The organism is Tenacibaculum sp. A30 (genome assembly GCF_051200845.1).
In the GTDB taxonomy this organism is placed as follows: domain Bacteria; phylum Bacteroidota; class Bacteroidia; order Flavobacteriales; family Flavobacteriaceae; genus Polaribacter.
The window spans coordinates 1,556,410-1,581,389 of sequence record NZ_CP195160.1 but is presented as its reverse complement, the minus strand read 5'-3'; the positions used below and the strand labels follow the sequence as shown (position 1 = coordinate 1,581,389).

Annotated in this window: 30 protein-coding genes; 15 read left to right on the top strand and 15 right to left on the bottom strand. The window is 32.7% G+C overall.

Annotated elements, in window-relative coordinates:
- The first annotated feature begins 38 nt into the window (after positions 1–38).
- The 5 genes from kbl (at position 39) to ACR9ES_RS07645 (ending at position 5,109) form a co-directional block, all read left to right on the top strand.
- On the top strand, positions 39–1,232 hold the full coding sequence (gene kbl / locus ACR9ES_RS07665; protein ID WP_299003354.1) for a glycine C-acetyltransferase: 1,194 nt from the start codon (positions 39–41) through the stop codon (positions 1,230–1,232).
- Between the two features lie 117 nt (positions 1,233–1,349).
- The gene (locus ACR9ES_RS07660) at positions 1,350–2,705 is read left to right on the top strand and encodes an OmpA family protein (RefSeq protein ID WP_435253775.1); all 1,356 of its coding nucleotides are present in this window, start codon (positions 1,350–1,352) and stop codon (positions 2,703–2,705) included.
- Positions 2,706–2,885: 180 nt separating this feature from the next.
- On the top strand, positions 2,886–4,397 hold the full coding sequence (gene atpD, locus ACR9ES_RS07655) for a F0F1 ATP synthase subunit beta (protein WP_274634386.1): 1,512 nt from the start codon (positions 2,886–2,888) through the stop codon (positions 4,395–4,397).
- A gap of 44 nt (positions 4,398–4,441) precedes the next feature.
- Positions 4,442–4,735 carry a FoF1 ATP synthase subunit delta/epsilon gene (locus ACR9ES_RS07650; RefSeq protein WP_274634385.1) on the top strand — a complete coding sequence of 98 codons (294 nt, stop codon included), beginning with the start codon at positions 4,442–4,444 and terminating at the stop codon, positions 4,733–4,735.
- A gap of 92 nt (positions 4,736–4,827) precedes the next feature.
- Positions 4,828–5,109, top strand: a complete 282-nt coding sequence (locus tag ACR9ES_RS07645) for a Sec-independent protein translocase subunit TatA/TatB (RefSeq protein WP_028892145.1) — start codon at positions 4,828–4,830, stop codon at positions 5,107–5,109.
- Between the two features lie 29 nt (positions 5,110–5,138).
- Here ACR9ES_RS07645 and ACR9ES_RS07640 read toward each other — a convergent pair whose 3' ends face one another.
- Positions 5,139–5,603: an Lrp/AsnC family transcriptional regulator gene (locus tag ACR9ES_RS07640; protein WP_435253774.1), complete on the bottom strand. Its 465-nt coding sequence runs from the start codon at positions 5,601–5,603 to the stop codon at positions 5,139–5,141.
- A 166-nt stretch (positions 5,604–5,769) separates the two neighbouring features.
- Between ACR9ES_RS07640 and ACR9ES_RS07635 the strand changes: the two genes are divergently transcribed.
- Positions 5,770–6,888, top strand: coding sequence for a histidine decarboxylase (locus tag ACR9ES_RS07635; RefSeq protein WP_435253773.1), 1,119 nt, complete (start codon positions 5,770–5,772; stop codon positions 6,886–6,888).
- 60 nt (positions 6,889–6,948) lie between these two features.
- Here ACR9ES_RS07635 and ACR9ES_RS07630 read toward each other — a convergent pair whose 3' ends face one another.
- The 5 genes from ACR9ES_RS07630 to ACR9ES_RS07610 all read right to left on the bottom strand — a co-directional run bounded on the left by ACR9ES_RS07630 (position 6,949) and on the right by ACR9ES_RS07610 (position 9,952).
- Entirely contained in the window at positions 6,949–7,590 is a 642-nt protein-coding gene (locus ACR9ES_RS07630) for an O-methyltransferase (protein WP_435253772.1), read from the bottom strand.
- A 107-nt stretch (positions 7,591–7,697) separates the two neighbouring features.
- Positions 7,698–7,958 (bottom strand): hypothetical protein, encoded by a 261-nt coding sequence (locus ACR9ES_RS07625; RefSeq protein WP_435253771.1) that lies wholly within the window; start codon positions 7,956–7,958, stop codon positions 7,698–7,700.
- A 4-nt stretch (positions 7,959–7,962) separates the two neighbouring features.
- Complete coding sequence (locus ACR9ES_RS07620) at positions 7,963–8,535, bottom strand: sigma-70 family RNA polymerase sigma factor (RefSeq protein ID WP_435253770.1); 573 nt, start codon at positions 8,533–8,535, stop codon at positions 7,963–7,965.
- A gap of 15 nt (positions 8,536–8,550) precedes the next feature.
- Positions 8,551–9,474: a TolB family protein gene (locus ACR9ES_RS07615; RefSeq protein WP_435253769.1), complete on the bottom strand. Its 924-nt coding sequence runs from the start codon at positions 9,472–9,474 to the stop codon at positions 8,551–8,553.
- A gap of 4 nt (positions 9,475–9,478) precedes the next feature.
- Positions 9,479–9,952 carry a nuclear transport factor 2 family protein gene (locus ACR9ES_RS07610; protein ID WP_435253768.1) on the bottom strand — a complete coding sequence of 158 codons (474 nt, stop codon included), beginning with the start codon at positions 9,950–9,952 and terminating at the stop codon, positions 9,479–9,481.
- A gap of 165 nt (positions 9,953–10,117) precedes the next feature.
- Here ACR9ES_RS07610 and panB point away from each other — a divergent pair, with 165 nt between their 5' ends.
- From panB to ACR9ES_RS07575, 7 genes are all read left to right on the top strand, one after another.
- A complete protein-coding gene (panB, locus tag ACR9ES_RS07605; protein ID WP_028892153.1) occupies positions 10,118–10,936 on the top strand; it encodes a 3-methyl-2-oxobutanoate hydroxymethyltransferase in 819 nt (272 codons plus the stop codon).
- A 119-nt stretch (positions 10,937–11,055) separates the two neighbouring features.
- Positions 11,056–11,343 (top strand): four helix bundle protein, encoded by a 288-nt coding sequence (locus ACR9ES_RS07600; protein ID WP_435253767.1) that lies wholly within the window; start codon positions 11,056–11,058, stop codon positions 11,341–11,343.
- A 59-nt stretch (positions 11,344–11,402) separates the two neighbouring features.
- Positions 11,403–12,362 carry a 2-hydroxyacid dehydrogenase gene (locus tag ACR9ES_RS07595; protein WP_435253766.1) on the top strand — a complete coding sequence of 320 codons (960 nt, stop codon included), beginning with the start codon at positions 11,403–11,405 and terminating at the stop codon, positions 12,360–12,362.
- Between the two features lie 24 nt (positions 12,363–12,386).
- Positions 12,387–12,845, top strand: a complete 459-nt coding sequence (locus tag ACR9ES_RS07590; protein ID WP_435253765.1) for a DUF1801 domain-containing protein — start codon at positions 12,387–12,389, stop codon at positions 12,843–12,845.
- A gap of 1 nt (position 12,846) precedes the next feature.
- Positions 12,847–13,239, top strand: a complete 393-nt coding sequence (locus tag ACR9ES_RS07585; protein ID WP_435253764.1) for a VOC family protein — start codon at positions 12,847–12,849, stop codon at positions 13,237–13,239.
- A 35-nt stretch (positions 13,240–13,274) separates the two neighbouring features.
- Positions 13,275–13,544, top strand: coding sequence for a TM2 domain-containing protein (locus ACR9ES_RS07580; RefSeq protein ID WP_299003174.1), 270 nt, complete (start codon positions 13,275–13,277; stop codon positions 13,542–13,544).
- 24 nt (positions 13,545–13,568) lie between these two features.
- Positions 13,569–13,946 (top strand): hypothetical protein, encoded by a 378-nt coding sequence (locus tag ACR9ES_RS07575; protein ID WP_435253763.1) that lies wholly within the window; start codon positions 13,569–13,571, stop codon positions 13,944–13,946.
- Between the two features lie 27 nt (positions 13,947–13,973).
- Here the strand turns inward: ACR9ES_RS07575 and ACR9ES_RS07570 are convergent, their stop codons facing one another.
- Positions 13,974–14,846, bottom strand: coding sequence for a cupin-like domain-containing protein (locus ACR9ES_RS07570; protein ID WP_299003168.1), 873 nt, complete (start codon positions 14,844–14,846; stop codon positions 13,974–13,976).
- An 84-nt stretch (positions 14,847–14,930) separates the two neighbouring features.
- On the opposite strand from ACR9ES_RS07570, the gene ACR9ES_RS07565 reads away from it, so the two are divergent.
- Positions 14,931–15,512, top strand: coding sequence for a methyltransferase domain-containing protein (locus ACR9ES_RS07565; RefSeq protein ID WP_435255633.1), 582 nt, complete (start codon positions 14,931–14,933; stop codon positions 15,510–15,512).
- Between the two features lie 48 nt (positions 15,513–15,560).
- Here the strand turns inward: ACR9ES_RS07565 and bioB are convergent, their stop codons facing one another.
- The 4 genes from bioB to ACR9ES_RS07545 form a co-directional block, all read right to left on the bottom strand.
- On the bottom strand, positions 15,561–16,658 hold the full coding sequence (gene bioB, locus ACR9ES_RS07560) for a biotin synthase BioB (RefSeq protein ID WP_435253762.1): 1,098 nt from the start codon (positions 16,656–16,658) through the stop codon (positions 15,561–15,563).
- A 65-nt stretch (positions 16,659–16,723) separates the two neighbouring features.
- Positions 16,724–18,157, bottom strand: coding sequence for a flotillin family protein (locus ACR9ES_RS07555; protein ID WP_435253761.1), 1,434 nt, complete (start codon positions 18,155–18,157; stop codon positions 16,724–16,726).
- Between the two features lie 9 nt (positions 18,158–18,166).
- The gene (locus tag ACR9ES_RS07550; protein WP_435253760.1) at positions 18,167–18,739 is read right to left on the bottom strand and encodes a hypothetical protein; all 573 of its coding nucleotides are present in this window, start codon (positions 18,737–18,739) and stop codon (positions 18,167–18,169) included.
- Positions 18,740–18,897: 158 nt separating this feature from the next.
- Positions 18,898–20,055, bottom strand: a complete 1,158-nt coding sequence (locus ACR9ES_RS07545; RefSeq protein WP_435253759.1) for a beta-ketoacyl synthase N-terminal-like domain-containing protein — start codon at positions 20,053–20,055, stop codon at positions 18,898–18,900.
- 86 nt (positions 20,056–20,141) lie between these two features.
- Here ACR9ES_RS07545 and ACR9ES_RS07540 point away from each other — a divergent pair, with 86 nt between their 5' ends.
- The gene (locus ACR9ES_RS07540; protein WP_274633807.1) at positions 20,142–20,579 is read left to right on the top strand and encodes a cytochrome c oxidase assembly factor Coa1 family protein; all 438 of its coding nucleotides are present in this window, start codon (positions 20,142–20,144) and stop codon (positions 20,577–20,579) included.
- Here the strand turns inward: ACR9ES_RS07540 and bioA are convergent.
- Genes bioA through ACR9ES_RS07520 form a run of 4 tightly spaced genes read right to left on the bottom strand, consistent with a single transcriptional unit; the run spans position 20,565 to position 24,698 of the window.
- Positions 20,565–21,830 carry an adenosylmethionine--8-amino-7-oxononanoate transaminase gene (bioA, locus tag ACR9ES_RS07535; protein WP_435253758.1) on the bottom strand — a complete coding sequence of 422 codons (1,266 nt, stop codon included), beginning with the start codon at positions 21,828–21,830 and terminating at the stop codon, positions 20,565–20,567. The two genes, ACR9ES_RS07540 and bioA, sit on opposite strands and share 15 nt — an antisense overlap.
- Positions 21,808–22,956, bottom strand: a complete 1,149-nt coding sequence (locus ACR9ES_RS07530) for a hypothetical protein (protein ID WP_435253757.1) — start codon at positions 22,954–22,956, stop codon at positions 21,808–21,810. Before ACR9ES_RS07530 ends, bioA begins: the two co-directional genes overlap by 23 nt.
- Complete coding sequence (gene bioD / locus ACR9ES_RS07525) at positions 22,957–23,571, bottom strand: dethiobiotin synthase (protein ID WP_435253756.1); 615 nt, start codon at positions 23,569–23,571, stop codon at positions 22,957–22,959. It abuts the gene before it with no gap.
- Positions 23,568–24,698 carry an aminotransferase class I/II-fold pyridoxal phosphate-dependent enzyme gene (locus tag ACR9ES_RS07520; protein WP_435253755.1) on the bottom strand — a complete coding sequence of 377 codons (1,131 nt, stop codon included), beginning with the start codon at positions 24,696–24,698 and terminating at the stop codon, positions 23,568–23,570. Before ACR9ES_RS07520 ends, bioD begins: the two co-directional genes overlap by 4 nt.
- Positions 24,699–24,980: the final 282 nt, after the last annotated feature.

Sequence of the window (24,980 nt, the reverse complement as noted above, 5' to 3'; positions counted from 1 at the left end):
TTTGACCTTTTATAGCAAACAACTTTCAAACATAAATTATGTACGGAAAAATTAAAGAACAATTACAACAAGAAATTCAGGATATCAAAGATGCTGGATTATATAAATCAGAGCGCATTATTACTTCGTCGCAAGATGCGGTAATTAAAATCTCTACAGGAGAAGAGGTAATCAACTTTTGTGCAAATAATTACTTAGGGTTGTCGAATAACCCAGAAGTAATTCAAGCAGCAAAAGATGTTATGGATACTCATGGTTTTGGAATGTCATCTGTACGTTTCATTTGTGGTACGCAAGATATTCATAAGCAATTGGAAAAAAAGATTGCTGATTTTTATACTACGGAAGACACTATATTATACGCAGCAGCTTTTGATGCGAATGGTGGTGTTTTTGAACCATTATTAACAAGTGAAGACGCTATTATTTCTGATAGTTTAAACCATGCATCTATTATTGACGGAGTGCGTTTGTGTAAAGCAGCTCGTTACCGTTATAATAATAATGATATGGCTTCATTAGAAGAGCAATTAATTGAAGCGAATAAGAAAGGTCACCGCTTTAAAATTATTGTAACTGATGGAGTCTTCTCTATGGACGGAATCGTAGCAAAGTTAGATGAGATTTGTGATTTAGCTGATAAGTACGATGCAATGGTAATGGTAGATGAATGTCATGCAGCAGGATTTATAGGGAAAACAGGTAGAGGTACAGTAGAGCTTAAAAATGTAATGGATCGTGTTGATATCGTTACCGGAACTTTAGGGAAAGCTCTTGGAGGAGCTATGGGAGGATATACAACAGGTAAAAAAGAAATTATTGAAATTTTACGTCAACGTTCTCGTCCGTATTTATTCTCAAACTCATTAGCGCCTGCTATTGTAGGAGCGTCTTTAAAGGTGTTTGATTTATTATCAAACGATACATCGTTACGCGATAAATTAGAGTGGAACACCAACTATTTCCGTACAGAAATGGAAAAAGCAGGTTTTGATTTAGTAGGAGCTGATGCTGCAATTGTACCTGTAATGTTGTACGATGCAAAATTATCGCAAGTAATGGCGAATAAGTTATTAGAAGAAGGTATTTATGTGATAGGTTTCTTTTACCCTGTAGTGCCAAAAGAACAAGCAAGAATTAGAGTGCAACTTTCAGCAGCTCATGAAAAAGAGCATTTAGATAAAGCAATAAACGCGTTTATTAAGGTTGGAAAAGAGCTTAAAGTGATATAAATTAGTCGTTCAAAAACTTGCATTTGTTGTAAGTTTTTGTAGATTTGTTTTTGTAAATAAGTTTTAACAACTTACATTTGCGTAATATAAACGAACTTTTAATTTAAATTTTTAATAATGAAACAATTAAAATTAGCTGTGATGGCTTTATTTGCGTTTGCTGCAGTAAACGTTAGCGCACAGGATTCAGACAACCCTTGGGCGGTTGGTTTCGGGGCTAATGCAGTAGACATTAGAGTTCCTTCTAAATTTGGAGATTATGCTAAAGATTATATCGGTACTAGTGACTGGAATATCTTACCATCAATTTCAAGAGTATCAGTTGATAGATACTTAAACGATGGATTCTCTTTACAATTAGCTGGGTCTTTAAATAAAATCGAAACTGTTTACGCAGAGAATGATTCAGATATGCTTTACTGGGCAATTGATGCTAACGTAAAGTATGACATGAACAACTTATTTGGTAACACTGGTTGGTGGGATCCTTATGTGTATGTTGGTGGAGGTTATACTTCTATTGACGATGAAGGTGAAGGAATGTTAAATGTTGGTGCTGGATTCAATGTTTGGTTTAACGACAACTTAGGGTTAAACTTCCAAACAGGAGGAAAGAAAGAGTTTGCTGATAAAGTAAAAGATCACTTCCAACACTCAATCGGTTTAGTATTCAAATTTGGAGGAAAAGATACTGATGGTGACGGAGTATACGATAAAGAAGATGCTTGTCCAGAAGTTGCTGGATTAAAAGAATTCAACGGATGTCCTGATACAGACGGAGACGGAATCAAAGATTCTGACGATGCTTGTCCAGAAGTTGCTGGTTTAGCTGCTTTAAACGGATGTCCTGATGCTGATGGAGATGGTATCGCGGATAAAGATGATGCTTGTCCAACTGAAAAAGGAACTAAAGCTAACAACGGTTGTCCTGATGCTGATGGAGACGGTGTTGTAGATGGAAAAGATAAGTGTCCTAACACTGCTGGTCCAGCTGAAAACAACGGATGTCCTTGGCCAGATACTGACGGAGACGGAGTATTAGACAAAGACGATAAGTGTCCAAACGAAGCTGGTGTAGCATCTAACAACGGATGCCCAGAAGTAGTAATCAAAGAAGAAGCTGTTAAGCAATTAAACGAGTTCGCAAGAGCTATTTACTTCAACTCTGGTAAATCTACTTTTAGAACTGGTACTACTGGTAAATTAGATTTAATCGCTGCAGTAATGAAAGAATATCCTAAAGCTAACTTTAGCATTCAAGGACATACTGATAGTTCAGGATCTAACTCATTAAACCAAAAATTATCTGAAAGAAGAGCTAAAGCTGTTTTAGATTACTTAGTAGCTAAAGGAGAAATCGCTGCTGACAGATTAACTTCTGCAGGTTTTGGTGAAGATTACCCAATCGCTGATAACAAAACAAGAGAAGGTAGAGCTCAAAACAGACGTGTTGAAATTAAAGTTGTAAAATAATTTTAAGCACATATCTATAAAAATTAAGCCTCACATTTGTGAGGCTTTTTTTATGGAATTTTTTTATGGAAAAATACCGCGAAAGGTTTTTTAAATTCCACTAAAAAAATTACCTTTGCACCTTGAAAAAATGAGTTAAAACTCATATAGTAAATAAAATAACTTTAATTACATATAGTAATGTCTACAATAACAGGTAAAGTTTCTCAAATTATTGGTCCAGTAATCGATGTTGAGTTTAATACAGAAAATGCTGAATTGCCAAAGATTTATGATTCGTTAGAAATTAAAAAAGCAGACGGTTCAACTTTAGTTTTAGAAGTTCAACAACACATTGGTGAAGATACAGTTCGTACTATTTCTATGGATGCGACTGATGGTTTACAAAGAGGGCAAGAAGTAATTGCTACTGGTAATCCAATTCAAATGCCAATAGGTAGTGATATCTACGGTCGTTTATTTAATGTAACAGGAGATGCAATTGATGGATTAGGAGATTTACCTAAAGAAGGTGAAGCAGGTTTACCAATTCACCGTCAAGCGCCAAAGTTTGAAGAATTATCAACTTCTACCGAAGTATTATTTACAGGAATTAAAGTAATTGATTTAATTGAACCTTATGCAAAAGGAGGTAAAATTGGATTATTTGGAGGTGCAGGAGTAGGGAAAACTGTATTAATTCAAGAGTTAATTAACAACATCGCAAAAGGACACGGAGGTTTATCTGTATTCGCAGGTGTAGGTGAAAGAACTCGTGAAGGAAACGATTTATTACGTGAGATGTTAGAATCAGGAATTATCAAGTATGGTGATGATTTCATGCATTCTATGGAAGATGGAGGATGGGATTTATCTAAAGTTGATAAAGCTGGAATGAGAGATTCTAAAGCTACTTTCGTATTCGGTCAGATGAATGAGCCACCAGGAGCACGTGCTCGTGTAGCATTATCTGGATTAACAATCGCTGAGTATTTCCGTGACGGAGCTGGTGAAGCACAAGGAAAAGACGTATTATTCTTCGTTGATAACATCTTCCGTTTTACACAAGCAGGTTCTGAGGTATCGGCATTATTAGGTCGTATGCCTTCAGCGGTAGGTTACCAACCAACATTAGCAACAGAGATGGGAGCAATGCAAGAACGTATTACTTCTACTAAGAAAGGATCTATTACATCTGTACAAGCGGTTTACGTACCTGCGGATGATTTAACGGATCCAGCACCAGCAACAACGTTTGCTCACTTAGATGCTACTACAGTATTATCTCGTAAGATTGCCGAGTTAGGTATTTACCCAGCGGTAGATCCATTAGATTCTACATCAAGAATTTTAACTGCTGATATTTTAGGAGATGAGCACTATAACTGTGCACAAAGAGTAAAAGAAATCTTACAGCGTTATAAAGAATTACAAGATATTATCGCAATCTTAGGTATGGAAGAATTATCTGAAGAAGATAAATTAGTAGTTCACAGAGCACGTCGTGTACAACGTTTCTTATCTCAACCATTCCACGTAGCAGAGCAGTTTACAGGAATTCCAGGGGTATTAGTAGATATTAAAGATACTATCAAAGGATTCAACATGATTATGGATGGTGAATTAGATAAGTATCCTGAAGCAGCGTTTAACTTAAAAGGATCGATTCAAGAAGCAATCGATGCTGGAGAGAAAATGTTAGCCGAAGCGTAATTAATTGCCTTAAGCAATAGCTTAAAGCCCTAAAGCATTAAAATATGTATTTAGAAATTGTAACACCAGAAGCTATCTTGTTTTCATCAGAAGTTGATTCTGTAGCAGTACCAGGTGTAAATGGAGAATTTCAGATGTTAAATAATCACGCACCAGTGGTGTCTATTTTAACTGAAGGAAGAATAAAAGTACATGTACACACTCAAACTCATTTAGTTTTTGATGATTTACATGCAAACATTGAAAGATTACCAGAAGATGATAAAGTATTAACTTTAAAAATCAAATCAGGAACTCTTGAAATGAAAGATAATAAAGTGATTATTCTTGCAGACTAATGCATTTTATATAAAATAAAAAAGCAACCAATTTGGTTGCTTTTTTTTATTCAATAAAGTATAGGACATTGAATTTAACTATCTTTGCAGTGATGAATGGAATATTTTTATTTATTGGAGGACCAGAGATTTTTGTAATCTTGTTAATCGTAGTTATGTTATTTGGGGCTGATAAAATTCCTGAAATAGCAAGAGGGCTAGGAAAGGGAATGCGTCAAATTAAAGATGCAACAAACGACATTAAGCGAGAGATTAATGACAGTGCAAAAAATCAAGGTATAGATACAGACTTTGTTAAAGACATAAACAATGAAATTAACGAAGTAAAAGATAATATTGATGATTTTACAGGTCCTATAAAAAGAAGCCGTTAAATCAATAAAATTGACATAGTACGTAAGAACTATGTCAATTTTATTTTTGTAGTATTCTTAACTTGCTTCATTACAAACGAGCTCTGAATGTTTGATATTATTTCTAACTGTGATAATTTTTTTAGCACAAAATCCTGATATTCATTCATGTCTTTCAAAACAACTTTTAACAGGAAGTCATACACACCAGCTATATAAGACACCTCTACTATTTCATCTATTTTAGACATGTACTCTTCAAATTCTTTAAAAGCACTTTCTTGATGTTTTACTAAAGTAACTTGACAATAAACAATTAAACTCTTATTAATAGTTTCTAAGTTTACTAAAGCCACGTATTTATCTATAATTCCGTTAGCCTCCATCTTTTTTACACGTTCGTGAGTAGGTGTTATAGATAGGTTTACCTTGTTGGCTAGTTGTTTTATAGATTGCTTACAGTCATTTTGCAATTCTTCTAATAGCTTTTTATCTACATTATCTAGTTGATGCATGGTATGTTTTTCTGTTTTAAAATGATTTTCAGAATTTAAAAAGAAATTTAATCTTTTTAAAGGTTAAAAATAGGTGTTTTTTCTTTATTGGTAGTGTTGTTGCAGATTTTTATACTTTAAGAATATATTTGTTAAGTAATTTATTAATATTTAAAAATAGGTAGTTATGAGTAGAATAAAAGACATTTATGACAGAATTAGTGATGCTTCAGCTAACTTTCTTGGGTATCCTTTAGCAAAGGATTTCAATTACAGCGAATTTGCACCTTTTTTAAATGTATGTATAAACAATGTGGGTGATCCAGAATCTCCTTCTACATTATCTATTGATACAAAAGATATAGAGCGAGAAGTAGTTAGTTTTTTTGCTGATATATTATCATCTTCAACCAAAGATGTATGGGGTTATGTAACGAATGGAGGAACTGAAGGAAATCTATATGGTCTTTATTTAGCACGTGAGAGTTTTAACAATCCAGTAGTTTATTATAGTGAATCTACACACTATAGTGTTAAAAAGAATTTACACTTATTAAACTTAAAGAATATCGTTGTTAGAAGTCAAGATAATGGAGAAATGGATTATGAAGATTTAGAGAATTTGATAACATTACACAGAGATAAACCAGCAGTTTTCTTTTTAAATATTGGGACTACCATGACAGAAGCTGTTGATGATTTAGATAGAATTAAAGCAATTATTAAAAAGTACGCTATCAAAGATTATTATATTCATTGTGATGCTGCATTTTTAGGATGTATAGCTCCTTTTGTTGAACCAAAACCAAAATTTGACTTTGCTGAAGGGATTGATAGTATTTCTATATCTGGACATAAATTCATTGGAGGACCAATACCTTGTGGAATAGTTTTAGCAAAGAGAAAACATAGAGATAGAATTGTGAACTCAGTTTCGTATGTAGGAACTTTAGATACTACAATTACAGGATCAAGAAATGGATTAACACCTTTATTATTATGGGCTTTTATAGAAAAGCACGGAAAAGAAGGGTTAATTTCAAGAACAAAAAAATCACAAGAATTGGCTGCTTATACAGAACAAAAGTTAAAAGAGATAGGTGTTAATGCATGGAGAAATAATGAAGCATTAACTGTTGTGTTAGATAAACCTTCAGATATTTTATGTAAAAAGTATCAGTTAGCTTCAGAAAATGATATGGCTCACATTATCTGTGTTCCTGGTATAGAAAAATTTCAAATAGATGCTTTTGTTGAAGACTACAAGAAAGAACTATTTATTGCGGAAAGATTAACGTGTAATTAAATTTTAATTTCAATATATCATAAAAACAAAAAGGTAAATCATATGATTTACCTTTTTGTTTTAAATAACTCTACTAATTGTTAATCCGTCGCGTATAGGCAATAAAACCGTTTCTAAGCGACTATCTTCATTTAAAATTCTATTATATTCAAGAAGCACTTTTGTGTCTATATCTTTAGGATCTAGCTCCTCAATTACTTTGCCGCTCCAAAGCACATTATCAGATAAAATGATACCTCCTTTGTTCATTTTTTCGATAATCAAATGAAAATAGTTTACATAATTAGATTTATCGGCATCAATAAATACCAAGTCAAACTTAGCATCAATTGTAGGAATAATGTCTATGGCGTTTCCAACATATTGAGTTATTTGATCTTTGTATTCTGATTTTTGAAAATATTTGTGTTGCAATTCTTCCAATTCCTCATTTTTATCAATCGTATGAATCATTCCATCTTTTGAAAGTCCTTCAGCTAAACATAAAGCAGAATACCCAGTGTATGTACCTATCTCTAAAATAGTTGTTGGTTGTACTAATTTAGAAATCATTGATAAAACTCTACCTTGAAAAGCACCACTTAGCATACGCGGATTTAATACTTTTTGCCAAGTTTCTCTACTTAATTCTTGTAGTAGTTTAGGTTCAGCTTGAGAATGCTCAACAACGTAATTATCTAGTTTTTCTGGTAAAAAGTGCATGTGATTATTTTTTCTGTGGCAAAATTAAAAAAACGGAATTTATCGCTACAATAAATTCCGTTTCAATCTAACAAAAAATCAAAAATTGGTTATAAAAACCAAACTTATTAATTAAAGTTATTTAATTGTTCTTTTAAAGCTTCTTTTTCTTTCTGAGAAAAACAAGGGTTATTTTTTTTACAATTGCCTGATTTTAGTTTTAAAATATCAGACATTTTTCTGTTTTGTTTAGAGTACAAAATGCAAATTTTACAAACTACTAAATGCCAACTAAGCTGCATTCTTTCATATATTGAGGCTTCACCATATTGGCTTTTATCACAAATAGTAGTGGCTTCATCACATGTAATTTTAAAAAATTTAAACATCTTTTTACTTATTAAACCAGTTTTGCTCCATACAGTTTCTTAGTTGTGTTCTTGCTCTATGTATCATTACCCATAAGTTTGACGGAGTAATATTTAGTTCCTTACAAATATCTTCTGTTTCAAATTGTTGAATAGTTTTCATTTTAAAAACCATTGCATATTTTTCAGGAAGGCTATCAATACATTTATCTAACTGATTTTTTAGTTCTTCATTTTCAATGTTCTTTTCAGCTTCATTATTCCATGATTGAGGAACGCGTTCTTCAATCCAATTTCCTTCATTATCACCGCTATCATAAAAATTCATTCTAATTTCGGCTTGTCCTTTTTTAGAATTTATTTTTCGATAATAGTCAATAATTTTTCTTTTTAAAATGGAAACCAACCAGGTTCTTTCACTAGATTTTCCTTCAAAATTTTTAGCAGATTTTAATCCAGCAAAAAAAGTTTCCTGCACTAAATCTTTAGCAATATTTGAGTTGTTTACACGAGCAATAGCGTAATTAAACAAATAATCAGCATAATTGTCTACCCATTTATTAGGAAATAAAATATTTGTAGGATTCGATTGGCTCATCTTTTCAAAGATAGGTTATTTTTTACTGAAAGGACTAACATAAACTCTACTCAATCCATTAGGGTTAGTATTCAAATACTCTTTAAATTCAGACAAAGTCATTTTTTTAGAAAGCACTTTAGGAATTGAAGAAGTACTAGAAGTAAAATACAAGGTATTCGTTTGTAAATCGACAAACGGACAGTAGTCTAGTTTATTAGAGTTAATACTTGTTAAATGAGTAGCAGGTAACCATTCGTTATTGGTCCCTTTTTTACTGATGTACAAATCACCTCTCCCTAAATCATCTTTTCTTCCGTAAGAGGTAAAAATTATAAAACTTTCATCAGGAGCGACAAAGGCATTAAATTCATATTTGTCTGAATTCACTCCTGAACTTAGTGGAGTTGGTTTTGTGTATACTCCATTCACCAATCTACTTACGTAAATATCTTCTTTTCCTGTGGTGTTGTCTTTGTATTCTGCAGTGAAAAATAAATTGCCTTTTTCGGTTACCGAAGGATAAAATTCATCGGCATTTGTGTTTACAGTCGTTCCAATATTTATAGGTTCTGACCATCCATCCTCCAAAGAATTTCTTGTAACATACCATATATCCATGTCATTTTTTATTTCGCCAGAGGAGTTGTCTTTTCTGTTAGAAGCAAAAAAGAGTTGTAATCCGTTAGGAGAAAGGAAAGGCTCTAAATCTTTATGTTGCCCAGAAAAACTAGCAACTTCAGGTTTTTTCCATTTTTCATTTACTTTTTTTGAATAAGCTATAAACGAATATTCTTTCAAGTAGCTTTCAACGGTGAAGTAAAATTCATCTTGATTTTTACTCATTGAAAAATCTCTGACGTTTGGTAAACCATTAAACAATTCTGGATAAAACAATTTAGATTCTTGAGCAAAACTGAAACAAGAAAAAAGCAAGAAAAGTAAACTGAGCTTTTTCATGTGTTTATTGTTTATTAGCATTACAATCACTTCTACGTCTCATATCAACTAAGTAAATAATTTCCCATTTACCGTTGTTGTTAAAAAGCTGAAATGAATTTGCTCCGCAGTGACTAAAATTATTGTTTAAATAAAATTCATAAGGAGTCCATACAGAAGCTAAATTTCCATCAATTTTTATATCCCATGATAGTAACTTTTCTAAATAAGTATGTTCAGGTTTTTTATTAGCGATACTAGTTAATAACTTGTTTTTACTTTCGGTAACTAATACATTTTTACCCTCTTTATTGGTAAATGTAGTTTGAATAGTAATTGTTGGGTGTAAAGTAGAACTTACGATTGTACTATCACCTTTATGCAAACCTTCAAAAAAGGTTTCAACGGTGTTTTTTATGGCTTTCTCTTGAAGATCTTCTTGAGCATTTACAACAGTAGAAATTACAAAAACAATAAGTAAAGTGAATATCTTTTGCATTTTAGTTTGATTTAGTTAGGTAAATCTATTAAAAAAATAAAGGGCTAAAATTTAATTAACACAAGATTAACGGCGATTGAAAAAGGGAATTAAGCAGGTTATAAAAATGTAATAAATAAAACCAGTGAATAATTGTGTATTTTTACAATCTATAAAACAAAAGAAATGTCAGTAGCAAAAAAACAATATAAAAGAATTACTACAAAATCTCTTGTTGAGATGAAAGCCAACGGAGAAAAAATATCGATGCTTACGGCATACGATTACACCATGGCAAAAATTGTTGATGGAGCAGGAATTGATGTGATTTTGGTAGGTGATTCTGCATCAAATGTAATGGCAGGTCATGAAACTACATTACCTATTACTTTAGATCAAATGATTTACCATGCAAGTTCTGTAGTAAGAGGAATTGACCGTTGTTTGGTTGTGGTTGATTTACCTTTTGGTAGTTATCAATCTGACCCTAAAGAAGCATTACGTTCTGCTATTCGAATTATGAAAGAAAGTGGAGCGCATTCGATTAAATTAGAAGGAGGAAAAGAAATAAAAGATTCAATCAAAAGAATTTTAAATGCTGGTATTCCAGTAATGGGGCATTTAGGATTAACACCACAGTCTATATACAAATTTGGTACTTACACAGTAAGAGCAAAAGAAGAGGAAGAAGCAGAAAAGTTAATGCAAGATGCTTTAATGTTAGAAAGGTTAGGATGTTTTGCAATAGTACTTGAAAAAGTGCCAGCTAAATTGGCTCAAAAAGTAGCAGAAGCATTAACGATTCCTGTAATAGGAATTGGAGCCGGTGGTGGAGTAGATGGTCAAGTATTGGTTATGCATGATATGTTAGGTATGACTCACGAATTTAATCCACGTTTTTTACGTAGATATTTAGATCTACATACCGAAATGACAAATGCTTTTGAACAGTTTATAGCTGATGTAAAAAGCAAGGACTTTCCAAACGAAAACGAACAATATTAATTTAGATTATTGGATTTTTAGATAGTTGGATTATTCAATTTCTAGAAGTTAAGAGATGCACAGATACAAGGATTTTAAATTTTGGCAAGTGAGCAGGTCTTTTTTGTAAAGGTATTTATTTGCTCACATCAAAATTTCCTGAAGATGAAAAGTATGGATTAGTATCTCAATTAAGAAGAGCTTCTGTGTCAATTCCTTCAAATATAGCAGAAGGTTGCTCAAGAACATCTAATAAAGATTTTTCTAGATTTTTGGTCATTGCATTAGGTTCATGTTATGAAGTTGAAACTCAATTATTACTTAGTTATGATTTGGGTTTTATTTCTTCAAATGATTTAGAAAAACATACAGAAATTCTCATGAGTATAGTGAAAATGATGTCTAAATTCAATTCAACATTAGTCTAGATCCAGCCATTGAACTATCCAAAAATCTAAAGATTTAAAAATCCAACAAATCTATTTTAATGAAAATACTTCATTTAGATACAAACCACCCTTTATTAATAAAACAACTTCAAGAGTTAGGTTTTGAAAATCATGAGGATTATACTTCTACTAAATCAGAAATTAAAGCAAAAATTCATGAGTACGATGGAATTATAATTCGTAGTCGTTTTACAATTGATAAGCAGTTTTTAGACAAAGCAACAAGCCTTAAATTTATAGGACGAGTAGGTGCTGGATTAGAAAATATTGATTGTGAATATGCTGAAGAAAAAGGAATAGTGCTTATTTCTGCCCCAGAAGGTAATCGAAATGCAGTTGGAGAGCATACGTTAGGAATGTTGCTTTCGCTTTTTAATAAGTTGAACAAGGCAGATAAAGAAGTTCGCGAAGGTAAATGGTTACGAGAAGAAAATCGAGGAATTGAGTTAGACGGAAAAACCGTAGGAATTATTGGTTATGGTAATATGGGTAAGGCATTTGCTAAAAAGCTTAGAGGCTTTGATGTAAATGTTATTTGTTACGATATCAAACCAAATGTAGGAGATGAAAATTGTACTCAAGTTTCTTTAGAAGAACTACAAAAAAGAGCAGATGTTCTAAGTTTGCATACTCCACAAACAGCATTAACAACAAATATGATTGATGCGGAATTCATTGCTAATTTTTCTAACCCTTTTTGGTTGTTAAATACAGCGAGAGGAAAATCTGTAGTAACAAAAGACTTGGTTGAGGCTTTAAAATCAGGAAAAGTATTAGGTGCAGGATTGGATGTATTGGAGTATGAGAAAAAATCTTTCGAAAACCTGTTTAAAACAAAAGATGGGGTGCTGAGCGTAGCCGAAGTACCAAAAGCTTTTAAATATTTAATCAATGCTGAAAATGTGTTGCTTTCTCCTCATGTAGCAGGTTGGACTATAGAAAGTAAGGAAAAACTAGCACAAACGATAGTTGATAAAATTAGAGAGAAATTTTGCTAACTTGTAGCTTTAAATTCATGTAACATGAAGTATGAAGCATCTACAGTAGAAGAATATATTTCTCAACTTCCTGAAGAACGTCAAGAAGTTTTACAAAAACTACGAAATATAATTAAGGAAAACTTACCTGAAGGTTTTGAAGAAGGAATCAATTATAAGATGATTGGGTATTATGTTCCGCATTCAATATATCCGGACGGGTATCATTGTGACCCTAAACTTCCATTGCCTTTTATGAATTTAGCTTCGCAGAAGAATTCAGTGAATTTATACCATAGTGGAATCTATGCAAATAAAGATTTACACGATTGGTTTGTAGCTGAATACCCAAAACATGCGAAACGAAAATTAGACATGGGTAAAAGTTGTATACGTTTTAAAAAGCTGGATGACATTCCGTATGAATTAATTGCTGAATTGTGTACTAAAATATCCGTTGATGAATGGGTTTCTACTTATGAATCAGCTATAAAAAAGAAATAAAATGAAGAAAAAAGGTAAAGTAACTGGTATAGGAGGTGTTTTCTTTAAAACAGAAGACCCGAAAGCAACAAAAGATTGGTATAAGAAGAACTTAGGTTTTAATACAGATGATTGGGGTTGTACATTTTGGTGGAAAGATAATGAAGATAAAAAAGCTTCTACACAATGGAGCCCGTTTACAAAAGACACCAATTATTTTGAACCATCTAAAAAAGATTTTATGTTTAACTATCGGGTAGAAAATTTAGTTGAATTATTAGAAGATCTTAAGGAAAAGGGAGTTAAGGTAATGGATAAGATAGAAGAGTATGATTATGGGAAATTCGGTTGGATTTTAGATTTAGACGGAAATAAAATTGAGTTATGGGAGCCAAAAGACAAAGCTTTTTTATAAATTTAGCACCGTCTAATAAATAAAAAATTAAAAAAATGAATGTAATTGATGAAAACGGGAATACTGTTCCTAATCAAGAAAGTAAACGTGTATTAGCAGGTATCTTAGCTATTTTAATTGGATCAATTGGGATACATAAATTTGTGTTAGGGTACACTAAAGAAGGTATCATACAAATTATAGCTACGATTATAACTTGTGGGTTTGCTGGAATTATTCCTTTTATTGAAGGAATCATTTATTTAACAAAATCAGATGATGATTTTATTGAAACATATCAAGTAAATCATAGAGGTTGGTTCTAAACATTCTTTTTTAATTTTTATATTATGTCTGAAAATAAAAACACCAATGATAGCTTAAACAAAGGACTTGATAAAGCTAAAGAAGTTATGGATAATATAACAGAAAAGTCAAGTAATTTAGCAGGAGAAGCTGGTGAACATTTAGTAGATATAGTAGAAGATGTAAAAGAAAAAGTTGAAGAAATTATTTCCGATGAGTCAATTCAAAAAGCTAAAGAAAAAGCAAACGAATTAACTAATGAAGCAAAAGAAGTATTAGAAGATATAACTGAAAAAGCTTCAGAAGTTGCAGGAGAAGCTAGTGAACATCTAGCCGATTTTGCAGAAGATGCTAAAGAAGAATTTCAAGAAACTAAAACCAAAACAAAAAGTTTTTTTCAACGACTTTTTGGAAACAAATAATAAAAAAGCGCCTATTAGGCGCTTTTTTTATGAGGCAATATTATTTGCTTTGTTTGTTTTAATAATGGCTTGTTCGTTTTTCCAATCAATCCATTTTTGACCTTTAATACGACGCATCACATTATCTATTGTACGCATAATAAATACATTATAAACAGCCTTTCCTAAGTTTTTAGGGTTACGAGCAATGGCACGTAAACTCATTGAAAAACCTGGGGTTACATAGCGCATATAATGCCAATATCCTTCAGGCATATACAAAACATTTCCGTGCTCTAATTCAGCAACATAACCTTTGGCATTTTTTAATGCAGGCCATTTTTCAAAATCAGGATCGTTAAAATCAATATCTTCACGAGTAATTAATGAATGCGGAATTTTATATAAGTATTTGTTTTGCTTTTGATCGAATAAAATACACTTCTTTTTTCCTTCAAAGTGAAAGTGAAAAATGTTAGCTAAATCAATATCATAGTGCATAAAGGTGTACGAATCACGTCCGCCAAAAAATAACATCGGTAAGCCTTTCATTAAACTTAGACCAAAATCAGGAAATTTAAAGTCTTTTTGTAATTGAGGTACTTCTTTTAAAATGTTCCATAAGAAAATCCTAAATTTAGTTGGTTCACGTTTTAATAAATCAACATACTCACTCATTTTCATGGTCGCATGAGGTTCGTTAAAACCATCTTTATAATCAACAGGTCTGTCATCGTATAAAGGTACCGTTTTATCGCCTGCTACTTCTTTCATGTATTCTAAAGACCATTTAGAATAGGCTGGCCAATCTTCAATAAAACGTTCAATAACCACAGGTTTTTGCGGTTTAAAATAATTCTTGATAAAGTCTTCTTTGGTAATTGTTTCGACTCTTTCAATTTGAGAAAGATTTAATCCCATAACATGTTGTTTAAAAGAGCAAAGTTAAGAAATCGTTATGACACTTTATTCTTAAATTTGTGGTATAATAAAGTTAATACAATGATTGAATTATCTGAGACTTTTTGGAATAACAAATATTTGAATAATAAAACAGGATGGGATTTAGGGGAAATCTCTAACCCATTAAAAGAATATTTTGATCAAGTAGAAGATAAAAGTTTACGGATTCTGATTCCTGGAGGTGGAAATTCTTATGAAGCAGAATATTTGTTCAATTTAGGTTTCACTAATGTTTATGTGGTTGATATTGCCGAAGAACCTTTAAAAAGAATTCAAAAAAGAGTTCCTAATTTTCCAAAGGAAAATTTAATTCACGCTAATTTTTTTGAATTAGAAGACGCTTTTGATTTAATCATAGAACAGACTTTCTTCTGCGCTATCAATCCAGAATTACGAGCAGAATATGCACAAAAAACAAGTGAATTACTTACTGAAAAAGGAAAATTAGTTGGCTTGTTGTTTGATGCTCAATTGAATGAAGATCATCCACCCTTTGGAGGTAGTAAACAAGAATATGAGGAATATTTTAGACCTTATTTTACTGTAGATAAAATGGAGGCTTGCTACAATTCCTCAAAAACTAGACAAGGAATGGAATTGTTTATAAAAATGATAAAAAAATAGCCATCAAGTACTTGATGGCTATTTTTATATGTTGTCGCTAGCTTAGAATTAACTTCTTAAAGCTTTGGCTTCTTGCTTTTTTTGTTCGTTACGCTCAATTTTATGCTCAGGTCTGGTCCATTTAGGATTTTCACCTAAAGCTTCAAATTGAGAATCTTTAGCTTCAACCGATTCTCTTTGCTCGTGCTTAAAGAACGGTTTTTGTGTATTTAATCCTAACTCTTCAAACATTTTCATGTCTTCATTAATATCAGGATTCGGAGTTGTTAATAATTTATCTCCAGCGAAAATAGAATTTGCTCCAGCAAAGAAACACATTGCTTGACCTTCTCTACTCATTTGAGTTCTACCTGCTGATAAACGTACTTGCGAATCTGGTAATACAATACGAGCAGTTGCTACCATACGAACCATTTCAAAAATGTTTACTGGAGGTTGCTCTTCTAATGGAGTACCTTCAACGGCAACTAATGCGTTAATTGGCACAGATTCAGGGTGTGGAGAAAAACGGGTTAACGTTTCAAGCATTCCAGCTCTGTCTTCTAACGATTCTCCCATACCAATAATTCCTCCAGAACAAACTGTTACGTTGGTTTTACGTACATTTTCAATAGTATTAATTCTATCATCAAAAGAACGTGTAGAAATTACATCATCATAATAATCTTCCGAAGTATCAATATTGTGGTTGTAGGCATATAAGCCAGCCTCAGCTAAACGTTTTGCTTGATTTTCGGTAACCATACCTAAGGTACAACAAACTTCCATATCTAGTTTGTTAATAGTACGTACCATTTCTAACACTTGGTCAAATTCTGGTCCGTCTTTAACGTTTCTCCAAGCGGCTCCCATACAAACTCTTGATGATCCACCATCTTTAGCACGTAAAGCTTGTGCCTTAACTTGGTTTACAGTCATCAAATCATTTCCTTCAACATTGGTATGATAACGTGCTGCTTGCGGACAATATCCACAGTCTTCAGAACATCCACCAGTTTTTATAGAAATTAAGGTACTTACCTGTACGGTGTTTGGGTCGTGGTATTTTCTATGCATAGTTGAAGCCTCGTACAAAAGCTCCATTAATGGCTTATTGTATACTTCTAGAATTTCCTCTTTCGTCCAATCGTGTCTAATTTCATTCATAAATTCGAGTTGTTTGTGGTGGTAAAAATAAAAAATTCCGCTACGAAAGCGGAATTTTATGAGTCTTATTTTTCTTCGGAAGGAGAATCGCCTTGATCGATTACTTTTTCATCACTATTTGGAAGTTCTTTCCCTTTTAAATAATCGGGCAATTGCATACCCGCCATGTTAAACATTTCCTGTAATGGCGGTACTGCATTGTACATTCCTGAAATAAAGTTAGATGTTGAGGTTTTTCCATCTTTTCCTCCACCGTTTTCCCAAACAGTAACTTTATCAATCTTAATATTTTTAATAGCTTCTGATTGTAATTTTACTAGTTCAGGTAATTTATCAGCAATTAATAATAAGGCTGCGTTTTGCGAATCGTTTCCGGCAGCTTTTACTATTTGATCTAAACCGGCAGCTTGCTTAGTTAATACTTCGTATAAACCTTGTGCTTCTGCTTGTGCTTTAAATAAGATAGCATCAGCCTCTCCTTTTGCTTTTCTACGAATTCTTTCTGCTTCCGCCTCCGCATCAATTTCTACTTTTCGTTTGTCAATTTCAGCAGGAACAATTACATCAGCCATTTGTGAAGAACGTTCTCTTTCAGCTCTGGCAATTTCGGCTTCTTTTTCAGCAGCATACGATTCTTCTAAAGCTTTTGCTGATTGTACTTTTTCAGAAGCAATAGCTACTCTTTCAGCTTCAGCTTCTCTTTGACGACGTAAAGAGTCTGAGTTTGCAACAGCAATTTTTGCAGTGTTTTCTCCGTCTACAGCTTGTGCATTAGCGGCAGCTACTTGAGTTCTTTCATCTTGTACAGCATTTGCTTCCCCAATAGAACCATCTCTGTTTTTCTCAGCAACAGATTTACGTGCAGCATTGATTGCATGTGCAGCAGCTTCTTTACCTAAAGCTTCAATATATCCTGATTCGTCAACAATATCAGTAATATTTACGTTGATTAATTTTAAACCAACTTTTTTTAATTCCGATTCTACACTTTGTGAAATGTTGGTTAAAAACTTATCTCTATCAGAGTTAATTTCTTCAATATCCATTGAAGCAACTACTAAACGTAACTGACCAAAAATGATTTCTTTAGCTAATTCTTGAACATCGTTCATTGCTAAACCAAGTAAACGTTCAGCAGCATTTTGCATTACTCCTGGCTCGGTAGAAACCCCTATGGTAAAACGAGAAGGCACATTTACACGAATGTTTTGTTTAGATAGTGCATTTACTAAGTTTACTTCAATAGAAATAGGTGTTAAATCTAAAAATTCATAATCTTGAATTACAGGGAAAATAAACGCAGCCCCCCCGTGAATACATTTCGCTGATTGTCCGCCACCAACTTTACCGTACACTACTAAAATTCTGTCGGAAGGACATCTTTTGTAGCGTTTTATTAAAGTAACGAGTAAAATGAAAATAAATAGAATGGCAATAACAAGCCCGATAGGCCCTGCAAATCCAAAGCCATCAATTTGTAATAAAGTAACTTTTAACATAGTCAATTTTTATTTTTGAGATTCAATAATTAATATTCCGTTTGAGGTAACTTCGATTACTTTAACAACCATGCCTTGTGTCAAGTCAGTATCATTATCTGTTAAGGCATCAAGTTCACGAAGTGAGTTTTGTACTTTTATGTGCACTTTTCCCATTTTAGAGCGATTTGCTCCTACGGTTAAATACACTTCTCCAATTTGATTTAGTGCGTTTTTCATTTGTAAGGTACCGCTATCTGTTAGTTTACTAATATAGTAGAATAAGGTTGCCATGATAGTCATCATGATCAATCCGCAAATCACAGAAATAAGTAGTGTGATTGTGTTTGAATTGCCAGCATCCATACTAGCAATACCACTCCATCCGAAAATGGTAAAAAAAGCAACCATGTTTTTAAAAGTGAAGAACTGAAATCCAGCACCTGTATCGGCATCTATTTCAGCATCAATATCACCAATATCATCAGTATCGGCGCCTATAAAGCTACCAATAAGAACAAATACAAAAATTAGCGTAAATACACCTGCTATTCCCCAATAAATTTGTTGAAAAGCGGTTAATTCAGAAAACCATTCCATCATAAAGCAATTATTTAAATGAGTTACTAAAAGTATATAAATTGCCTGAAATCGACAATTTTTATTTCGTTAATCAACTATCTTAGGGACAACTCCACAAAGTACTCAAAGAAAACCATTCTAAGTATTTTGTGGTAAGCCTTGGAGAATTAAACCTTTGGCTATCGCCCTGTGATTAAAACGGAAACGGCATTTCCTCCAAAGCCAACAGCATTTACCAATATTTTTGATAACTTTTTTGGGTGTTCTTGAGGTTGCGTAAACGGAACTTCAATTACTTGTTGATGTTGTAACATGAACATAGCCAATTCTAAACTTAACAAGCCAGAAGCACCGAAAGTATGACCAAGTTTCCATTTATTGGTAGTTAAAAATGGAGTTTTGTTACAAAATACTTTTTGAATCGCATTAATTTCTGATTGATCTCCTTTGATTGTTCCTGGAGCATGCATTACAATAGCGTCAATTTCATTAGGAGAAACAGTACCTAATGCCATTTTCATTGATTTTTGAAAGCATTCAGCATCGGTGGTAACAGAAGTATTGTGTTTTAAAACCTCAGTAGCATATCCAACACCTTCAATAAATGCCAAAGCATTTTCTTTAGTTCCTTTTTCTAAACAAAAAACAGAAGCAGCTTCACCTAAAACCATGGTGTTTTTGGTTTTGTTAAGGTCGAATGCTTTACATGGATATCCGTTTTTTTCTTTAGAATATACTTTTAATGCCTGCATTTGCGCGATGGTAAAATCAGTTAGCGAAGCTTCACTAGCACCAATCATAAATTTTTCTGACATTCCAGATTGTAACCAAGCGACACCATTTAACAAAGAATGTAATCCGGTTGAACAGGTTATAGAATGTGAAATTTCTGGTCCGTTGGTTTGTAAGTCGTGAGCTATCCAAGAGGAAATATTTCCTAAAGTAGTGGTTGGAGAACTTAAGGTAGATGATTTTCCTGTTGCTAAGAACTCTTTATGGTATTTTTCAAACAAAGAAGTAGCTCCACGAGAAGAACCGATGTTAATTCCGAAGTTGTCAGAAGCTTTCCAATTGGTTTGATCTATTGCTTTTCGAGCAACAAATAATGTATATAAAACAGACGGATCTAAGTTTTTATACTTGTTATCTGAATTTTGAACTTCTTCAATAGCAATCTTATCATCTTGAGATATTTGTGCAACCCAAGCTTTAAAGTTTTCAAACTCTTTTAAAGTTAAAAAATGCTGGTCGTTTAAATAGTTTTTCCAGATGTTTTCAGAAGAGCTTCCTAAAGCGGAAACGGATGCAAAAGACGTTATTGAGATGGGTTCTTTCAACACTATAAAATTTCAGCAAAAATAAAGGTAAAATCAGGGATTCTAAAGAAAATAAAAATATTTATCTTAGATGAAAATTTAGAGTAATGAGCGAACAAGGTCAGAAAAGTTGGTTTGGAAGAAATTGGCTGTGGTTTATTCCACTAACAGGGTGTTTAGGGTTTATTTTACTGATTGTTTTAGGTCTTGGTGCTGCGTTTTTTGGAGTGTCAAACATGATAAATAACGCAACTCCTGTAGAATATGCGATAGAGCTAGCAGCCAAAAATGAATTAGTTATTAAAAACTTAGGAGAACCTATAGAGAAATACGGGATTCCTTCAGGAAATATTTCGCTTACAAATGATGATGGAGATGTTGATTTTTCTATTCCAATAAGAGGAAATATAGGAGAAGGAACTTTAGTTGTTAGAGGAATTAAAATAGATGGCGAATGGGTTTATGAAGATTTGTACGTTCGAATTAGAGATACCCAAGAAGAGATTAATTTGTTAGAAAAAGAAAAGATTCTAGAGAGTATCTAGAACCTTTTTAATAGTTGTATATATTTTTTCAAGTTGCTCTTGCGTAATTACGTAAGGAGGTTGAATGTAAATAGTGTTTCCTAACGGACGTAAGAAAACACCTTCATCCATAAAAGATTTTAAAAGTTGGTCGCGAAGCGTTCCATAGCGACCGGAATTGGTGTTTAAATCAATCGCTAAAATGACACCTTTACATCTTGTTGAACTTACTTTTGGGTGGTTTTCTATTTTCTCAGCAAAGGCTTTATTATTTCTTTCAATAGATTGAATATTCTTTTGAATTTCTTGTGTCTGTAACAATTCAATACTAGCCAAAGCAGCACTACAAGCTATCGGATTTGCAGAATATGTATGGCAATGGAAAAAACCTTTAGAAATATCATTGTCTAAAAAAGCCGTGTAAATTTCTTCGGTACATGAAGTAATTGACATAGGAACCAATCCAGCAGTCAACGCTTTACTTAAACACATGATGTCTGGTTTGGTGGTAATTTCATCAGAAGCAAAATTGTTACCTGTTTTTCCAAAACCAGTCATAACCTCATCAGCAATAGTTAAAATGTCGTTCTTTTTGCAAATTGCTAGGATTTTATCTAAATCTTCAGCTTGGTGAATTTTCATTCCAGCCGCTCCTTGAACTAAGGGCTCGTAGATGAATCCCGCAACCTTATTTTCTAAAATAATTTTTTGTAGTTGTTCTAATATGAGGTTATTATTTTCTCCGTTTGGAACAGGAATACGTTGAATATCCATTAAAAAATCTTCAAACGGACCGTTGTATACCGATAATCCAGAAACAGACATCGCTCCGAAGGTATCACCATGAAAACCATCTTCAAAAGCAATAAATGTTGTGCGCTTTTCACCTTTATTAAAATAGTATTGTAATGCCATTTTAATACCAGCTTCTACAGCGGTAGAGCCGTTATCGTTAAAGAAAATTCTATTTTGATTTTCAGGGAGAATTTTAATCAATTCTTCTGATAGTTTTACAGCAGGTTCGTGGGTGAAATCACTAAACATTATTTGATCTAATGTTTGCATTTGTTGGTAAACTCTGCTTGTAATATAGTCGTTACAATGTCCAAACATACAGGTGTACCAAGACGAAATAGCATCGATATATTCGTTACCGTGTTCGTCGGTTAGTATGCATCCTTTTGCTTTTACAATTCCTAAACTATTTGGATGTGTTTGATGTTGTTTTAGCGGATGCCATAGATGTTTTTTATCGCGTTCTTGTAAGTTCATGTGTTTTGTTCTTTTGAAAAAGAGCTGTCAAATGTACAATAGAAATACATAAAACCACTCCCAAATAGGCAATAAACAACAGCCACATAATTGAGATTGAAAACAATTTAGAGAAAAATGCAGGAAAAACTAAAAAAGCTTCTGAAGTGAGTAAGAAAAAGGTGTAAACAATCCAGGTGCTTGTATGGGGTTTTGTTTCCAATTCCATCCAAATAAAAGGCAGGTACATTCCTAAAAATAGTAAATGTAACCAAGCTATGAGCATAAACCTATTCGTTATAACTAAGTTAGAAAAGTAAGGAACACTGCCAAAGCAATTCATAATTCCGATAAATAGTAGTATCCCAAAAAACAATTGGTATGTAAGCTTTTGCTTTGAAAATGATTTCTTTAGTTTTAGGAAAAATAATGTCAAAATTATTGAGCCAATACCTCCTATAATTTGAATAGCCAGATGATTAAAACTATACTTTAATGAGTGTGTATATAATAGTACAAGAGCACTAATAATTAAGATGGTTTGTTTTTTTGATAGCTCAACAGTTGTTCTTTGAAAAAGAATGGCAAGCATCCAAAGAAAAAAGGAACCGAAATATTGAAAGTGTAAGTAGAAAAAAATTGCTTGTTGATACCAAGGGGAACTTTGCATTTTCATTGCCATTAAAGGTCCAAGTGCATACGGACCGATAGAAGAAATGAAATGAAAGATTATTCCTGTTTTAATTAATATGAGGTCTGATTTTTCACCAACTAATCGTTTCCATAATCTGACGACCAGCCAATAACTAATCCATAAATGTAGGGTAGAGAATGTGATCGTAACTAATGCATATCCTTGAATGATGAATCCGACCAGTAAAATTGCTACACAAACTTGTAAAGCAAGATATAAACGGTAGGAAGTTTTGTCAATTCCGTTAGTAAATCGTGTAACAAGCAGTGCAATTAAAGCATTAAAAACAAAACCCAATAACATAATATGAGAATGGGAATGCAACACAAATTTAAAAGGAAAATTGGCAATACTTCCAGTAAAAGCATAACGCAAAACCAACCCTATAATAGCTCCTAAAAAACCAAAAAGTAGCGGAAAAAACCAAAGTTGTTTTGCGGTAACAGGTTTCATTTATAAATTACTTTTAAATAATTCAGCGTATTCTTTAATCACATTCTTATCGAAATAAGGTTCTTCTTCAATCCGTCCAATTACAGGAACATCTGTCATTTTTTTGATAATGTCTTCCGTTGTTTTATGTTCGTTTCCTGAAAAAATCAACGATACTTCAAATCCTTTTTCTTTTAATAAGTTAACTGTTAATAGGGTGTGATTGATACTTCCCAAATAATGACGAGACACAACAACAACTTTATAATCGGGTTTTATAGCATCAAGTAGGGTGTTTTTGTCGTTCAAAGGAACCAATAATCCACCAGCACCTTCAATAACTAAGTGGTTTTCGGTTACAGGTTCTTTGATGTTGTCAATTTCAATGGTAATTCCGTCAATTTCAGCAGCTGCATGCGGACTCATAGGAGTCTGTAAAGCATATGAATTAGGGTGAAAAACGGTTTTTGTATTTGAAATTAGTTTTTGAACTTTATGAGTGTCGGAATAGTCTATATCTCCTGATTGAATAGGTTTCCAGTAATCGGCTTGTAAGGCTTCGGTTATAATAGCAGAAGCAATTGTTTTGCCTACTTCTGTTGAAATTCCTGTAATAAAATATTTTTGCTGTTTCATGATACTACAAAAGTAGCAAGGTTCTCTAAAACATTGGTGATTTCTTCCTTAGAATTATAGGAGTGCAAACAAAAACGTAAACGTTCTTGATTTAATGGAACGGTTGGAGATAAAATAGGTTTTACATCAAATCCCTTTTGTTGCAATTGAGAAGCGATGTTTTTTACATGTTCATTACCAGAAATAATACAACAGTGAATGGCAGAAGTACTCTCAATAAAATGTAATTGTAACCTGTTTGATTCAGAAATGAAATGTAGAATGTTTTGCTCTAATTTTTTTCTAGAATGACTGTTTGATAATTCATCATAAGCAATTTTTATAGTAGCTAACGCATGAGGAGAAAGTCCTGTTGTGTAAATAAAACTACGCGCAAAATTAACAAGGTATTGTTGTAATTTCTTGCTTCCTAAAATAGCTGCTCCGTGACACCCTAAGCCTTTTCCGAAGGTAATAATTCGAGAGAAAACAGTATCTTCTAACTGTAGTTTTTGAATTAATCCGAAGTCGAAAACACCCAAAGCGTGCGCTTCATCTATTACCAAATGAACATTAGTGTGTTTTTTTACGATTTGTGACATCGATACCAAATCAGGAGAATCACCATCCATAGAAAAAACAGATTCGGTAATCACATAAATTTCTATGTCGTCATGCTGAACTCGTTTCAGCATCTCATCCAGATGAGTTATATCATTATGTTTAAACTTAAAAGATTTTGCATTGGATAATTGAATTCCATCTCTTATAGAGGCATGAATAAGTTCATCATATAAAATGATATCACCACGTTGAGGTACCGAAGCAAAAAAACCAATGTTTGCGTCGTAACCAGAGTTAAAAATTAATGCAGTTTCTGAGCTATGAATATTAGAAAGTTGTTTTTCAACTTCAGTATAAAGTGCATGATTTCCTGAGAGTAAACGCGAACCTGTTGCTCCGTTAATTTTGAGATTGTTGTCAATTAAATATTGATGTGTTTTGTCAAAGATAATTTCCGATTTAGCAAATCCTAAATAATCGTTGGAAGAAAAATCAATCAATGAATTTTCTTTACCAAGTTTTCTCAGAGAGTTTTGTGTTTCTCGTTGTGTAATTTTTTGATGTAGTTTCTTAGGAAATTGCATACTGTAAAAATAAAGAAGCGCTTTTTAATATCGTAGCTATTTAGTTAGAAATCTTTTAAAGGTAAAAGTGTTTGCTTTTTTTTAAGTCTCATTTTTAATTTCCTTATGTTTTTAGTTAAAATTAAAGTTTTTAATGGGTTTTATGTAAAAGTCTCACTTAAATAAGGTTAAATTTATCAGCTTTACTGAAAAGAATGCCGAATGCAACACTGTCTGTAATTGAAAACTCAAGACATGGGGCGGTAATAGATCAACCAGAGGCTTTTAATAAAGTGCTTGAAA